This is a genomic window from Enterobacter cloacae complex sp. 2021EL-01169 (assembly GCF_020733125.1).
Lineage (GTDB): Bacteria > Pseudomonadota > Gammaproteobacteria > Enterobacterales > Enterobacteriaceae > Enterobacter > Enterobacter roggenkampii.
This window is the reverse complement of the sequence record NZ_JAJFTC010000015.1, coordinates 18,061-33,643: the sequence shown is the minus strand read 5'-3', so window position 1 is coordinate 33,643 and position 15,583 is coordinate 18,061. Positions and strand designations below refer to the sequence as shown.

Below are 15,583 nucleotides of genomic sequence, written 5' to 3'. Positions count from 1 at the left end.
CATAAGAGATGGAATGAGCATCTACACGCATATTATTGCACGTAACGTGCCAACATGACACGCAGAACTTTTACATGACGCAACATTTTAAGATAAAAGGAAATTATGCTGTTAAGCGCCGTCTTAATCGCTACAACATATCTGTCAACGCAGAAAAATGTCGCCAGGAGGAGACAGCAAACCCCATGGATAATAAATGTGTTTATTTTCAATGCATTATATGTCGCTGAATCGCGACAATGAGACAGGACGCTGTCGGGGAATCACTACAGGGGTGAAAAGTGGCACAAAACAAAAAACCCCGCCGAAGCGGGGTTCAAAATTGGTCGGCGAGAGAGGATTCGAACCTCCGACCCACTGGTCCCAAACCAGTTGCGCTACCAAGCTGCGCTACTCGCCGATGTACTGCTTTTTGAATTTTTAGTTCAATTCATTTAAAAAGTCGTGGTGCGAGGGGGGGGACTCGAACCCCCACATCCTAAGGACACTAACACCTGAAGCTAGCGCGTCTACCAATTCCGCCACCTTCGCAATTCACAACTCTTTCAATAATGGGGTGGCTAATGGGATTCGAACCCACGACAACTGGAATCACAATCCAGGGCTCTACCAACTGAGCTATAGCCACCACTGTATTCTTTCACGCGGTACTGACTACTTCTCAGACCACCGCAGCTCTAGCGCCGGGACTAAAATGGCGCGCCCGACAGGATTCGAACCTGAGACCTCTGCCTCCGGAGGGCAGCGCTCTATCCAGCTGAGCTACGGGCGCTTAGCGCCGTTGCGGGGCTGGATATTACGTACCTCCGTCCCCGCTGTCTAGTGCTTTTTTGAAAAAAATGCGCGTTTGGTTATCGTTTGCACATTTTGCCGCTTATTCCTCCACTTTCTGCGTGGTGGCACGGCGACCGAGACCAAAAAGCTTATAGGCAGCCGTTACAGCGGCCAGGAAGATCATCCCGACAAACAGCGACATGCGGGTATCTTCATTAAAGTACATTCCGATTAATACGCAAATCAGGAACGCCATCGTTAAATAGTTCGCATACGGGAACAGAATTGAACGGAACGGATGGCTTTCAATCGCCTTTTTATGCGCATGACGGAAACGCAGCTGGCTGATGAGGATAACAAACCACGGCACCATGCCCGGCAGGACGCTGGCGCTGTAGACGTAAACGAACACCCGCTGCGGATTGGGAATGATGTAATTCAGGCAAGAGCCAATCAGCAGGATCGCAATCGAAACCGCCACGCCCGCCACCGGCACGCCAGCACGTGACACTTTGCTCATCGCCGCAGGCAGCTGGTTATTCTTCGAGAGCGCATAGAGCATACGCCCACAGCTGTACATCCCGCTGTTACACCCTGACAGCGCTGCCGTCAGGACCACAAAGTTAATGATGCCCGCCGCCGCCGTGATACCAATTTTGGCAAAGGTTAAAACAAACGGGCTACCCGTCGTGCCAATTTCGTTCCACGGGAAGATGGTTACGATAACGAAGATCGCGCCCACATAGAAAATCAAGATGCGCCACAGCACTTTGCCCACCGCGCTACGCAGCGTGACCTGCGGATTTTTCGCTTCACCAGCAGTAATACCGATCAGCTCCACGCCCTGATACGAAGCCACAACGATACACAGCGCCGTCAGGAAACCCTTCCAGCCGCCGGCAAAGAAGCCGCCGTTTTCGGTCAGGTTACCGAAACCGATAGCGTGTCCACCGTTGCCAAAGCCGAAGAAAATCACGCCCAGGCCGACAACAATCATCACGATGATGGTGGTGACTTTAATCATCGCGAACCAGAACTCGATCTCACCATATAGACGCACGGCGGCCAGGTTTGCCAGCGCCACCAGCCCCACGGCAATAAGCGCGGGTATCCACTGGGCCATGTCCGGGAACCAGAACTGGACGTAGACCCCTATCGCGGTGATCTCGGAGATGCCCACCGCCATCCACATGAACCAGTATGACCAGGCTGTCAGGTAGCCGAAAAAGGGGCTCATATACCGGTGCGCGTAAACGGCGAAGGAGCCGGTTACTGGCTCCAGGAAGAGCATTTCGCCCATGGAACGCATGATGAAGAAAACAAACAGCCCGGCAATAATGTACGCCAGTAATACGGAAGGGCCTGCCCACTTGAGCGTGCTTGCGGAGCCCATAAACAGGCCCACGCCGATAGTGCCGCCCAGCGCTATCAGTTCAATATGACGAGCTTCCAGCCCACGCTGTAGCTCCTGTTTTTTCTCTGCCATAGATCCTCGATTGTGTTTGCTGTATCCCGACTTAAGACCGGGTATTGTTTTTTAGGGGGACTAAAATACGGAGCGAATGGTTTCTTAAAATGTGCCAAATGGCAAACGATGCATAAAAAAAATGAATGCATTGCACAGATTATCAGCAGTTTTGCAGGCGAGTTGCAGCGCGAATAGCATATCGCGCTACATTTTGATTACATTTTCCCGGTGTAATGCCAGGCGAGGTAGCGAAGCAGACGGATCTGTCGTTTAATGCGTGTCGGCTGCGATAGCAGGCGATACAGCCACTCCAGCCCCAGATGTTGCCAGACCGCTGGCGCACGCTTGACGTGGCCGGTAAAGACGTCATATGTGCCGCCAACGCCCATGTAGAGGGCATCCGGGCAGACCAGACGACAGTCACGCATCAGGATCTCCTGGCGCGGGGACCCCATCGCCACGGTGACAATCTTCGCCCCGCTGTCACGAACGCGCTCAAACAGCGCCTGCCGATCTTCCGGTTTGAAGTAACCATCCTGGCTGCCGACAATATTAACATTCCATTGACGACGCAGTTTCTCTTCCGTCTGGGCCAGTATCTCCGGCTTCCCGCCAATCAGGAACACGGGCGTTCCCTGCGCGCCTGCACGGGCCATAAGCTGCTCCCAGAGATCGGCACCCGCCACGCGGGAAACATTAGCGTCAGGATACTTTTTACGGATAGAGCGAACCACGCTGATCCCATCCGCGTATTTAAATTCGGCCGCGTCTATCAGGCTTTTGACTTCCGCGTTATCCTCAACCGCCAGCATCTTTTCCGCGTTGATGGCCACCAGCGTACCGGATTTCATCTGGCCGTCGGCGAACAGAAAATCCAGCGCGTGCTGCATGTCGCGCCAGCCAATCAGCTGCAGACCACGTAGCGCATAGCGCGGTGCAGAAATTCTATCAGTCATTACTATCCTTACTCAGACTTGCGACAGCGTTGTGCTGCCCTGCCGCTCGCGCCTGTGCACAAGCCCGGCGCTGTCAAACAGCCAGTACAACAGTTTGGCCAGTAACAGGCAGATGCCGAAAACGACCATGAAGAACACCACGCGCGAAACGAACGAGTCCAGACCTTCGCGCGCCAGAACGATCATATTGAAAATGGCACCAAAGCAGAAACTGTGCAAAATGGCCGCTTTATAGCGGTTGGTCTCTTCATTGCCACGCAGGTAAAGCCAGTCGAACCACTTAATAATCAGCCCCACAGCAACCGCACCGGGCAGAATGAACCATGCCCCGCCCATCACCACCAGGGAACCGAGCAGCGTGGGTGAAATTGCCAGACCGGAATGGTTGTTCAGCACTTCCCAGGTGAAGTAATTCGCCGTATTCAGCACCACGCCAGGACGGTCCGGCCATAGCCAGGAAGGGATAAAGACGTAGAAGTCGCGAACAATCGGCGCCAGCCCCTGGAAATCAATCTTGTCGTAATTTTGCAGCAGCAGTGCCAGGTTTTCCCATGGCGAGAACGTATCGCGCGTGAGGTAAAGGAACGTGTAAAACGCCTCATCACCCGCCACGTTCATCCCGTAGCGCTTTAGCGCCAGCCAGAACATCCCCACAATGCCAAACACGCCTGCTGCAACCAGCATCCAGAGCGAGATCCAGCCGCGGATAATGCCGATAAACAGGAAAATCGCGAAGGCGATGATGATGTTCGCGCGCGTACCGCCCACAATCATGTAGGTCAGGATGCCAAACGCGACGGTACTGACCAGGAAGAACAGCCACGCTTTGCTGTCCTGGCGCAGGAAGAAGATCACCAGCATCGCCGGGATGAAGAAGTAGAAGAAACGCTTAAGCGCCACGCCCGAGACTTCTGCCGAAAAAATCTGGCTGTAGGAGTGGAGTTTAAAAAGCAGGAAGCCGTTATGCATGAAGAAGATGCCAACGCTGACCAGGGCGATAGTCATCAGCATCACCCATGTCAGGTGGGTTTCCACCCGATTCATGGTAAAGAGCGCCCTGCGTGTGGCTGCAGCCTGCGCTGAACGCAGACGCGTTTTATAGGTGACGTAGTAGACCGCATAGAAGCAGGTCGCCGCCAGAAGCGCCTGGAGCAAAATGTCCGGCGGCGCGACGCTCACGTCAAAACGGAAGACCAGTATGCTGGTCAACGGGAAGCCGAAAAAGAACGTTAGCAGAAACAGTAACGAGAAGAAGACGTTAAAGTTGAAGCGCACGCGCCGGAATTCAAACCACGTGAGCGTGGCGATAAACAGGCTGCTCAGAAGCCAGACAACCAGTAAGCCGCTGAATTGCAACTGACTCATGCTTTGTCTCCTGCAGCGATACGCAGCGCGCGGTGCCACGGCGTGAGATAATTCGGGCTGAAAAAATCGATGCTGTTTTTATCCACCAGCGTGAGCTGACGTTGAGCTTCACGTACCACCTCGACATTCAGCGTGTCTGAGGTAAACAGCACCGGAATATGCTGCTCGGCCATGTCCTGCCAGAACGGGTTGTCGCGGTTGAGCACGCACGGTACACCTGCCTGAATCAGCAGGCACAGCGTGCCAATCCCCTGCTGCCGGGCAAAGATGAAATAACCGAGATCGCATTTTCTCAGCAGCGCAAGATATTCATCAAATTCCAGCTTATCGCTGAGGATGTGCAGATTTTCCGCGCTAAACAGCGCCAGCCCCTGCTGACGAACCTCGTCGATATAGGCGCTGTTGTTGGCGGGATAGCCCATCGGCACCACCACGTTCACCGTGTCGCCAAACTGCTGATGCACCGCCCTGAGCGCCGCGACATGTTCGTTACTGCGATCGCCGGAATTCCCCACCAGAATCGTCAGCTTGCCTTCTCGCACCGCGTCATTCGCCATGGCATTCAGCGCCGGATCCATGCGGGTGGGGAAATAGAGCAACTCGCCGCGCACGTTCGGGTGCTGTTTAGCAAAATAGTTGAGATCGCCGCGGGTAGCAAAAACGCAGCCTACGCGCCCCTGAGCCATGCGGCGCAGGGGATAAAAAAGACGGAATTTCCAGCCGCGGGAGACTTCATAAAGATCGGCTCCCCAGATATGCCAGCTGCACTGGGAGGGTTTAATCCCTCCGCTGAGAAGCGCCAGCCACAGGCCGGTATTGAACTGCCCGTGGAAAAAGAAACGTTGCTTACGATCCGCTTTGGCTTTGGCAACCACCGCCTTCGCCAGTGAGGCCTTATCCGGCCAGAAGCGAATCGTCAGTGCCGGAAACGCCTCGCTCAGGCCCTTATCCTGACCTGCAACCATAAACTCACGCGCATCAGGATCTCCCGATGCCAGCTCGTCGTTGAAGAACCGCAAAACGGTCTGGTTATGGTGTGGGATATCCGATCCCAGGATGTGAATCAGTGCAGTCATGCGCGTTTACGCCACAATAAAAATACACCGCAACAGGCGGCGAAATAAACGATATAGGTTGCCATGTAGGCCTGGGCCGCCCCCAGCGCACCGTGCGTGGGTATCAGCCAGTGTGAAAATGCCGTCAGTAAAACAAACTGGCTAATTTCCGCCAGGATATAGAGCCGAAGGGACGCTTTCGCGATCACCAGATAGCCGAAAACGTAAGCCCCCACTTTCAGTACATCACCCACCAGCTGCCAGGCAAAGAGATCGCGCATGGCGGTGAACTTCGCCGAGAACAGCAGCCAGATGGCGACATCGCGCAATAACCAGACGGTAAAGCTGGCAGCCGCGACGGCCGGCAATACAAAGCGCAGCGATCGGAAAATCTCGCGCGTTATGTCCTGTCTGGACGTCAGACGCGACAGGGTTGGCAGCAGGTAAACGCTAAAGGAAGCCGTAATAAACTGAAGATAGGCATCGGAAATACTGCTTACGCCCTGCCAGATCCCGACCTCATCCCAGCTATAGTGCGCCGCCAGCAGGTTTCGCATCATCACGTAGGCCACCGGCAGCGTGACGGAGGTGATGAGCGCCATCAGGGTAAATTTACCCAGTTGGCTGGCAAGCATCGAGTCCCATTGCGGTTTCAGGTAGCTCAGCGGAATGACGCCCCGACGCATCAGCATAAATGCCGCAGGCACAACCACCAGCGCCGGAACCAGCGCCAGCCCCAGCAGTGCGCCTTCATAGCCACCCAGGCGATAGCAGAAATAATAGGCAATCACGCCGATAACGCTGCCCAGGATTAAGGCAATCGCGTTTCCGGCAGCATCACGAAACCCTTTCATAAGCGCCAGCAGCAGGTTAGCCCAGGCAATCCCCATCTGAACCAATGCGACCAGACGCACCAGCCCCTGATAGTGGGTGTGGCCGAATAATCCCTGGCTGATTGGCGCCGCCGCCAGCAGAAAGATGATCGCCATCAGGGTCGAAAAACCCGTGACCATCGCCGAGGAGGTGCCCACCACCCTGCGGAGCTGGGCCGCATCATCATGATACTGCGCAACGTATTTGGTGACGCCGTTGAAGATACCGGCACCGGCCAGCACGCCAAGGACGGTGACAAGCTGACGGAAATTACCCGCCAGCCCCACTCCTGACGGGCCAAATGAGACGGCCAGGAGCTTGACGACCAACAGCCCGGCCCCAATTTTTACAAGCGTGGACGCGGCGGTCCACACCGATGCTTTTGCCAGAGACATATCAGCCGAAATAACTCAGGAGGGTATTAATCACCGTACGCTGGTTAACTGGCGCGAGGTTGTAGAACAGTGGCAGACGAAGCAAACGCTCACTTTCTTTGGTGGTGTAACGGTCTTCACCCGCGAACGTTCCAAACGCTTCGCCCGCCGGACTGGAGTGCAGCGGGATATAGTGGAACACCGCCATAATTTCGGCTTCTTTCAGCCAGGCGATGAGCTCGCTGCGGTCGTCGTTATCGCGCAGCTTGATGTAGAACATGTGCGCGTTGTGGACGCAATCCGCCGGAATCGTTGGCAGCGCAATACGCCCGGCTTTTGCCAGCGGCTCAAGCGCAGCGTAATAGGTTTGCCACAGGGAGAGACGCTGCAGGTTGATGCGATCCGCGGCTTCCAGCTGCGCCCACAGGTACGCGGCCTGCAGATCCGCCATCAGATAGCTGGAGCCAATATCGCGCCAGGTATATTTGTCTACCTGGCCACGGAAGAACTGGCTGCGGTTGGTGCCTTTTTCGCGGATCACTTCCGCACGCTCCACGAGTGCCCGGTCGTTAATCAGCGTCGCGCCACCCTCTCCACCTGCCGTGTAGTTTTTGGTTTCGTGGAAGCTAAAGCAGCCGATGTGGCCGATGGTGCCCAGCGCGCGTCCCTTGTAGGTCGACATCACGCCCTGCGCGGCATCTTCCACCACAAACAGGTTATGTTTTTTGGCGATGGCCATGATGGTGTCCATTTCACAGGCCACACCTGCGTAGTGAACCGGCACGATCGCGCGCGTTTTGTCGGTGATCGCCGCTTCAATCAGCGTCTCATCAATGTTCATGGTATCCGGGCGGATATCCACAAAGACGATTTTCGCCCCGCGCAGGACAAACGCATTCGCCGTGGAAACGAAGGTGTAGCTCGGCATGATCACTTCATCGCCGGGCTGGATATCCAGCAGCAGTGCGGCCATTTCCAGCGATGCCGTACAGGACGGGGTCAGCAGTACTTTGGCGCTGCGAAAACGCTGTTCCATCCACTGCTGACAGCGACGGGTGAAACCGCCGTCACCGCAGAGTTTGCCGCTGCCCATGGCAGACTGCATATAGTCGAGTTCCGTTCCCACGACGGGTGGTGCGTTAAATGGAATCATCTTGTCACCTGTATAACCAGTAGGCGGTGGCGTCGATGTTGGCACCACTCGCAATATAACGTTTAAGCGCGGCGGTGTTGCCCACCTGGGTCGCCACCCGCAGCGTCTCAACCTGCTGCTGCTGCGCCCAGTGCAGCGCCGCCTGCATAAGTTTCTCCCCCATGCCGCGCCCGGCTAATAAGCCAATACGCGCCTCGCGCACGTTGAGCTTGCGAAGCGAGACGAACCCCTGGAGTTGACCGTCCCCTGCGCGGAAAACCAGGCAGACGTGGTCAAAGGTGCCTTTAACCGCATTCTCTATCCACTGGGCATAGAAACGTCCACTATCGTCAGGTGCGTACCAGGGCGCACGAAAGCGGCTCTGCGCAAACGCCCGGGCCGCCATCTGACGCAGCACGGGAATATCCTGTTCGGTTGCCATTTCCGCACCGGGCGCATCATGCCGGGTGAGGGTTATGGAAAGGTCTGCCTCACCTTCCACCAGCTGAAAGCCGCGTTGCTGGAGCGCATCAAGCAGGTCGGTACGGCCCGCCGGGATCTTCGCCTGAATCCGTTGCCAGGCGATGAAATCCGATTCAGCCAGTACCGGCGCATCATCGCGCAGACGCACAATGGACGACGGCAGGCCGAAAAAGGCACTCTCCCACTGCAGGGGCTCAAGTACCCCGTTCAGGCTGTTCAACGCCAGACACCTTTGGTATCAACCACATACTTCTGACGCACCGCATCACCGGACGTCGCTTTAAACGCTTTATGATCCACCAGCAGCACCAGCACGTCCGCCGTCGCCAGCGCCTCATCCAGCGCAGCCAGCGTGCAGTGCCCCGCCAGTTTTGCCGGCAACTCATGGATATTCGGCTCAACCACCAGCGTTTCACCCTTGTGCCATTCGGCAATCATCTGAGCAATTTCCATTGCCGGGCTTTCGCGCAGGTCGTCAATGTTGGGTTTGAATGCCAGACCAAAGCAGGCAATTTTCAGCTCGCTGGCGCGCTTTCCGCTCTCTGCCAGACAATCCGCTACCGTGGTTTTGACCTGATTGAGCACCCAGTGAGGTTTGCTGTCGTTCACTTCACGCGCGGTGCGAATCAGGCGCGCCTGCGCCGGATTCTGAGCCACAATAAACCACGGATCGACGGCGATGCAGTGTCCACCCACGCCCGGGCCTGGCTGGAGAATGTTTACACGCGGATGGCGATTCGCCAGGCTAATCAACTCCCAGACGTTAATCCCCTGATCGGCGCAAATCAGCGACAGTTCGTTCGCAAAGGCGATATTAACGTCACGGAAGCTGTTTTCCGTCAGCTTGCACATCTCGGCGGTGCGGGAGTTTGTCACCACACACTCGCCTTCCAGGAAAATCTTGTACAGCGCGCTGGCACGCTCGGAACAGACGGGCGTCATACCGCCAATGACGCGGTCGTTTTTAATCAGTTCGACCATGACCTGGCCCGGGAGGACGCGCTCCGGGCAGTAGGCGATGTTGATATCCGCCTGCTCCCCCGCCTGTTGCGGAAAGCTTAAATCAGGGCGCGCGTCGGCCAGCCACTGCGCCATCTGCTCGGTAGCACCGACCGGAGAGGTTGATTCCAGGATCACCAGCGCCCCTTTCTTCAGCACAGGGGCAATGGACTTTGCCGCCGCCTCGACGTAGACCATGTCGGGCTCGTGGTCACCTTTAAAGGGCGTTGGAACGGCAATCAGGTAAGCATCCGCTTCAACGGGCGTGGTACTGGCGCGCAGGAAGCCGCCCTCCACCGCCTCTTTCACCACGCGGTCAAGATCGGGCTCGACAATATGAATTTCGCCACGGTTAATGGTTTCCACCGCACGGGCGTTGATATCCACACCGACAACCTGTTTCTGACGAGAGGCAAACGCCGCCGCGGTGGGCAAGCCAATGTAGCCAAGACCAATGACAGAGATGGTAGTAAAACTCATAGCGATACCCGATTGTTTTTAAGTGCATGCAAAATACGGCCACAAGCCTGCCCGTCTCCATACGGATTATGGGCCCGGCTCATCGCCTGATACGTTTCGTCGTCATGCAGAAGGCGCGTGACCTCTTCGACGATGAGTTCCGCGTTGGTACCGACCAGACGCACCGTACCGGCTTTGACCGCTTCCGGACGTTCGGTGGTTTCACGCATCACCAGCACCGGTTTGCCAAGAGAAGGCGCTTCTTCCTGAATGCCGCCGGAATCGGTAAGGATCAGCCAGGCATGGTTCATCAGCCAGACAAACGGCAGATAGTCCTGAGGTTCAATCAGAAGGACATTCTCGATATGACCCAGGATGCGGTTAACCGGCTCGCTGACATTAGGATTGAGATGGACCGGATAGACGATCTGCACGTCGTCGTTCTGCGCCGCGATTTCAGCCAGCGCGTGACAGATTTGCTCAAAACCCCGGCCAAAGCTTTCGCGACGGTGGCCGGTGACCAGAATAGTTTTTTTGCCGTTGTGCAGGAATGGATAGCGGGCAGCGAGTTCGTTCTTAAGCTCGTGGTTTGCCAGGACCCGGTCACGTACCCAAATTAACGCATCGATGACCGTATTGCCGGTCACAAAGATTTTGTTATCGGCGATATTTTCACGCAGCAGGTTCTGACGCGAGTTTTCCGTAGGCGCAAAGTGATACATCGCCAGGTGGCCCGTTAGCGTGCGGTTGGCCTCCTCCGGCCACGGCGAATAAAGATTGCCGGTACGCAGACCCGCCTCAACATGCCCCACGGGAATTCGCTGGTAAAACGCGGCCAGGCTGGTCGCCACAGTCGTGGTGGTGTCGCCGTGTACCAGCACCACGTCAGGCTTGAATGACTCCAGGATAGGCTTCAGCTCTTGCAGAATGCGGCAGGTTATCTCCGTCAATCCTTGCCCCGGTTTCATAATATTGAGGTCGTAATCCGGGACGATGGAAAAGAGCGTTAACACCTGATCGAGCATCTCACGGTGCTGGGCCGTGACGCACACTTTCGCTTCAATATCAGGATCGCTGGCCAGCGCATGAACCAGAGGTGCCATCTTAATGGCCTCCGGCCTGGTGCCAAATACGGTTAGTACTTTCACATCGATTCTCTTCGATTAGGCGATGAAGGCCGCAGCCTTCATCGTAGACGGCATTCTTAGTTTGTGCGACGACGCGTTAACGCCACGCCAGCGCCCGTCAGTGCGCCTACAATCCCCCACATGATCATCAGGAATGCACGACGCGGACTATCGCGTTTTACAGGTTCTTCAGGCGTTCGCAAATAACGATAGGTCTGAAAACGCGGGTCCAGAGATGGACCGACATTAAGCGTATTGAGCATCGCGCGATTTTGATCGTAATCGAGGTCAAAATCAGGACCGACGGCCTGAAGGTTTTCCAGACGTGCCTGCAACATGGGGCGGCCAAGGAGGAACATCTCTGAATCAGGCAGTTCATCAGCCGGCACGTCCGTCTCAGTACGGGAAATATTGTGCTGTTCCGCAATTTTCAGCGCCTGCTCAATATTGTGTACACGGCGAGCGAAAATCGCTTTAGCCACCTCTTCCTGACGTTTCACCTGCGCTTTCATCTGGATGGTGCGAGCCGACCAGGCGCCTTTAAGCTCTTCGTTAAGATGGCTTGCGGCACGCTGGCTGGCAAACGCGACATACTGACGCAGCAGGTTGTTGGCGTCCGGCGCGGTTTCTGCAATCAGCTTGACGCTGTCATTCACGTTACGCAGCGCGTCGCCCGGCATAAATTGAATATTGTTAATCAGATCGTCCAGCAGAGCGGCATCGGCTTTGGTGTTATCAACCCGACGCTGCTTGTAGTAATCCGTCTGGGACCAGAAGTCGCGGCGCGTATCCCACGAAGCCAGTTGCATCACAAACTCTTTATAGGCCTCATCCATAACGGAGACCTGATCCGGCGTGGCGAGGTTAGCTTTGATATCCAGGTTTCGCAGGAATTGCTGTTGGGAATAGAACCCCCCAAGCATGTTAACCGTTGGTTTGTCAGTGATTGCCGTGGCGCTCCACTCTTGTTTTGCAAAGAACGTATAGGCCAGCGCTAACAGTGCAAACCCCAGCGCGATCCCCGCAATCCAAAGTTTGCCTGCCCATAACACGCGAAACAAACCCCGAATATCCAGTTCATTCTCAGTTACCACTGATTTCGCTCCCGCCAACGGTTGAGTCATCATAGTCCCGGTTTTACTTAGTTAATGTTGTGTTTTTGCCACTGTTACGACGCATCCTGCGTTTAATACGTTTAATGAACCGCGCCACTTTCCATGCGCGCTTAATGCAGTAGCCGTACAGGAAAAATGCGAGCAAGAACAATGCCAACATAACCCACTCAGGAATAATATGAGAATATTCTGCAGCCACACCAATCGCGGCCAAAATAGCGGCGGCCAGTGTAATAAGCACAAACGCCTGACGGGACGTAAAACCCGCACGCATGATGAGATGATGAATGTGTTGGCGGTCGGGAGAGAAAGGACTCATTCCTTTGCGCAGGCGGCGATACATAATCGCCACCATATCCATTAATGGAATGGCGATAATCCACAGCGCTGTTACAGGACTTATCGGATGGGTTTGACCCTGCGTAGTTTCAAGCAGGATCCAGATAACCGTAAAACCAATCAGTGTACTGCCCGCGTCTCCCATAAAGACTTTATAGCGACGACCCAGCACACCGAGGTTTAACAGGATATAAGGCAGAATGGCAGCAATCATGGCAAAACACCACATTGCCAGGCTGTACTGACCATCAAACCATAAAATAATGCCGATAGCGGCGAACGAGACGGATGACAATCCACCGAGCAGGCCGTCAATGCCATCCACCATGTTGAAAGCATTGATTGCTGCCCAGACAGCAAAGAGTGTCAGGAAGAAGCCAAATGGCCCCAGGACTAACTCCCAGGGGCCAAAGACATACCCGAGGCTTCTCAGATACAGTCCGCCCACAACCATCATCACCACGCCAATAGCCGCCTGAACGGTAGCGCGTATTTTCACCGCGATATCAAACCGGTCATCAAGAGCCCCGACTAACACCAGGACACCGGCGCAGGCGACATAAAGGGCGGCATGAGGGATATAATAATCGGCGATCCCAAACGTGAAGCAAATCCCTGCGTAAACAGAAATCCCGCCGACTAAAGGAATAAGTCCCTGATGGCGTTTACGAAAATTTGGCTTATCCACTAACCCTATTCGTTTTGCCACCTTGCGTGCGATGAACAAAAAACAGGTTGTGAATAAAAAAATACTGATCAATTCAGTAACGGCGGTGAATAGATTCACAATGGATTGCTCTCAACAAATGTTAGTCCCGGAAGTATAACCATGAAGCCATTACCTCAGAAGTAATAAAGATGGCTTCTTACAACTCCCTTTGTATATTTTTCAAACAATTATTACTTTGACTGTGCAAACGGTCTTATTGTCGCACCTACACGTCAAAATTGGGAGTAGGTGGTACTAGCGTATAGTCCATAAAAGAAAAACGCCACGTAAAAACGTGGCGTTCGCTGGCTTTATTTGCGTTACGAGCGTTTCATCATGTCGAAGAAATCGTCGTTGGTTTTGGTCATTGCCAGTTTGTTAATGAGGAACTCCATCGCGTCGATTTCACCCATTGGATGAATGATTTTGCGCAGGATCCACATTTTCTGCAGCTCTTCCTGGGTGGTGAGCAGCTCTTCTTTACGGGTACCGGAACGGTTGTAGTCGATTGCCGGGAAGACGCGTTTTTCAGCGATCTTACGAGAGAGGTGCAGTTCCATGTTGCCTGTCCCTTTAAACTCTTCGTAAATCACTTCGTCCATTTTGGAGCCGGTATCAATCAGCGCGGTCGCGATGATGGTCAGGCTGCCGCCCTCTTCGACGTTACGTGCAGCACCGAAGAAACGTTTTGGACGATGCAGGGCGTTAGCATCCACACCACCGGTCAGGACTTTACCAGACGCCGGGACCACGGTGTTGTAGGCACGCGCCAGACGGGTGATAGAGTCGAGCAGGATGATCACGTCTTTCTTGTGCTCAACCAGGCGTTTTGCCTTCTCGATAACCATTTCCGCAACTTGAACGTGGCGAGATGCTGGCTCGTCGAAGGTAGAAGCAACCACTTCACCTTTAACCAGACGCTGCATCTCGGTCACTTCTTCCGGACGTTCGTCAATCAGCAGCACCATCAGCACACAGTCAGGGTGGTTGTAAGCAATGCTCTGCGCGATGTTCTGCAGCAGCATGGTTTTACCCGCTTTTGGCGGCGCCACAATCAGACCACGCTGACCACGACCGATTGGTGAGGCCAGATCCAGAACGCGCGCGGTTAAGTCTTCGGTAGAACCGTTACCACGCTCCATACGCAGGCGAGAGTTCGCATGCAGCGGCGTTAAGTTCTCAAAGAGGATCTTATTGCGCGAGTTTTCTGGCTTATCGAAGTTAACTTCATTGACTTTCAACAGCGCAAAGTAGCGTTCACCCTCTTTAGGAGGACGAATCTTACCTGAAATGGTGTCACCAGTGCGGAGGTTGAAACGGCGGATTTGGCTGGGGGATACGTAGATGTCGTCAGGGCCGGCGAGGTAGGAGCTGTCTGCAGAGCGGAGGAAACCAAATCCGTCTTGCAATATCTCCAGCACACCGTCGCCAAAGATATCTTCGCCACTCTTAGCGTGCTGCTTCAGGATGGCGAAAATGATGTCCTGCTTGCGCATACGAGCCTGGTTTTCCAGCCCCATATTTTCGCCGAGAGTGATCAGCTCAGAAACCGGCGTATTCTTTAATTCGGTAAGATTCATAATGGTGTGGGTTCTTAAACTCGGGGTGATTCTCGAACTTAATGTTGTGAATGGTATGGCAGGGTCATCCATGCCTGTTTAGCGGCCATCAACTCATGTCTGTTCGCTGTCTGGTCACAGGGAAAGAACGCAGAACTGAAACGACAAGACGGATTGAGTGACAAGCCCGGAATTTAGCCACTTCACGCACTGTTCATGTTAACAACGGGAAGTATCGGGTAAAACAAGATTCAAACAACAAGATATGTTTAAAACGAAGTCATAGCTAACTTAGCACGACTTCAGCCGGGCGTCCAGAGTTCCGAATCATTTAGCCGGGGGCTCTGAACGCACAGCGGAGAAACCTTACGCCAGGTTAGCGTCGAGGAACTCTTTCAGTTGACCTTTGGACAGCGCGCCCACTTTGGTCGCCGCCACTTCGCCGTTTTTGAACAGCAGCAGGGTCGGAATACCACGGATACCGTATTTTGGTGCGGTGCCCGGGTTCTGGTCGATGTTCAGCTTGGCAACGGTCAGTTTGCCCTGATATTCGTCGGCGATCTCATCCAGAATCGGGGCGATCATTTTGCAAGGACCACACCATTCAGCCCAGAAATCGACGAGGATCAGCCCGTCAGCCTTAAGTACGTCCGTGTCAAAACTGTCGTCAGTCAGGTGAATAATTTTATCGCTCATATATAACTCCACAGGAATAAGCCTGGTACGTTGGTTTTGTCTCCACCAACGACGCGTTGATGTCGCATTAACCAACTAAAGGTTGACTTTATTTCACCGG

At 54.4% G+C, this 15,583-nt stretch carries 13 protein-coding genes and 4 tRNA genes; all 17 read right to left on the bottom strand.

Annotated features, from left to right (window positions below):
• Positions 1-323: 323 nt before the first annotated feature.
• Positions 324-400, bottom strand: a tRNA-Pro gene (locus LLF79_RS22975).
• 45 nt (positions 401-445) lie between these two features.
• Positions 446-531: transfer RNA gene (locus LLF79_RS22970), tRNA-Leu, on the bottom strand.
• 21 nt (positions 532-552) lie between these two features.
• A tRNA-His gene (locus tag LLF79_RS22965) sits at positions 553-628 on the bottom strand.
• Positions 629-695: 67 nt separating this feature from the next.
• Positions 696-772 (bottom strand) — tRNA-Arg (locus LLF79_RS22960).
• A 102-nt stretch (positions 773-874) separates the two neighbouring features.
• Positions 875-2,260 (bottom strand): amino acid permease, encoded by a 1,386-nt coding sequence (locus LLF79_RS22955; RefSeq protein WP_021242842.1) that lies wholly within the window; start codon positions 2,258-2,260, stop codon positions 875-877.
• Positions 2,261-2,457: 197 nt separating this feature from the next.
• Complete coding sequence (gene wecG, locus LLF79_RS22950) at positions 2,458-3,198, bottom strand: lipopolysaccharide N-acetylmannosaminouronosyltransferase (protein WP_008501554.1); 741 nt, start codon at positions 3,196-3,198, stop codon at positions 2,458-2,460.
• A 12-nt stretch (positions 3,199-3,210) separates the two neighbouring features.
• A complete protein-coding gene (gene wzyE / locus LLF79_RS22945; protein ID WP_227880484.1) occupies positions 3,211-4,563 on the bottom strand; it encodes an ECA oligosaccharide polymerase in 1,353 nt (450 codons plus the stop codon).
• On the bottom strand, positions 4,560-5,639 hold the full coding sequence (locus tag LLF79_RS22940; RefSeq protein ID WP_023326288.1) for a TDP-N-acetylfucosamine:lipid II N-acetylfucosaminyltransferase: 1,080 nt from the start codon (positions 5,637-5,639) through the stop codon (positions 4,560-4,562). The genes wzyE and LLF79_RS22940 overlap by 4 nt, the downstream gene beginning before the upstream one ends.
• The gene (gene wzxE, locus LLF79_RS22935; RefSeq protein WP_023293572.1) at positions 5,636-6,886 is read right to left on the bottom strand and encodes a lipid III flippase WzxE; all 1,251 of its coding nucleotides are present in this window, start codon (positions 6,884-6,886) and stop codon (positions 5,636-5,638) included. Before wzxE ends, LLF79_RS22940 begins: the two co-directional genes overlap by 4 nt.
• Position 6,887: 1 nt before the next feature.
• Positions 6,888-8,018, bottom strand: a complete 1,131-nt coding sequence (gene rffA, locus LLF79_RS22930) for a dTDP-4-amino-4,6-dideoxygalactose transaminase (RefSeq protein WP_227880482.1) — start codon at positions 8,016-8,018, stop codon at positions 6,888-6,890.
• A gap of 4 nt (positions 8,019-8,022) precedes the next feature.
• Positions 8,023-8,700 carry a dTDP-4-amino-4,6-dideoxy-D-galactose acyltransferase gene (gene rffC / locus LLF79_RS22925; protein WP_206805329.1) on the bottom strand — a complete coding sequence of 226 codons (678 nt, stop codon included), beginning with the start codon at positions 8,698-8,700 and terminating at the stop codon, positions 8,023-8,025.
• Positions 8,697-9,959, bottom strand: a complete 1,263-nt coding sequence (wecC, locus tag LLF79_RS22920) for a UDP-N-acetyl-D-mannosamine dehydrogenase (protein WP_044597482.1) — start codon at positions 9,957-9,959, stop codon at positions 8,697-8,699. The genes rffC and wecC overlap by 4 nt, the downstream gene beginning before the upstream one ends.
• Positions 9,956-11,086, bottom strand: coding sequence for a non-hydrolyzing UDP-N-acetylglucosamine 2-epimerase (gene wecB, locus LLF79_RS22915; protein ID WP_063418315.1), 1,131 nt, complete (start codon positions 11,084-11,086; stop codon positions 9,956-9,958). Before wecB ends, wecC begins: the two co-directional genes overlap by 4 nt.
• A 56-nt stretch (positions 11,087-11,142) precedes the next feature.
• Positions 11,143-12,189 (bottom strand): ECA polysaccharide chain length modulation protein, encoded by a 1,047-nt coding sequence (gene wzzE / locus LLF79_RS22910; RefSeq protein WP_008501563.1) that lies wholly within the window; start codon positions 12,187-12,189, stop codon positions 11,143-11,145.
• Positions 12,190-12,202: 13 nt separating this feature from the next.
• On the bottom strand, positions 12,203-13,306 hold the full coding sequence (gene wecA / locus LLF79_RS22905) for a UDP-N-acetylglucosamine--undecaprenyl-phosphate N-acetylglucosaminephosphotransferase (RefSeq protein ID WP_032654049.1): 1,104 nt from the start codon (positions 13,304-13,306) through the stop codon (positions 12,203-12,205).
• A 242-nt stretch (positions 13,307-13,548) separates the two neighbouring features.
• Positions 13,549-14,808: a transcription termination factor Rho gene (gene rho / locus LLF79_RS22900; RefSeq protein WP_008501566.1), complete on the bottom strand. Its 1,260-nt coding sequence runs from the start codon at positions 14,806-14,808 to the stop codon at positions 13,549-13,551.
• A gap of 345 nt (positions 14,809-15,153) precedes the next feature.
• Positions 15,154-15,483 (bottom strand): thioredoxin TrxA, encoded by a 330-nt coding sequence (gene trxA / locus LLF79_RS22895; RefSeq protein WP_006179218.1) that lies wholly within the window; start codon positions 15,481-15,483, stop codon positions 15,154-15,156.
• Positions 15,484-15,583 lie beyond the last annotated feature (100 nt).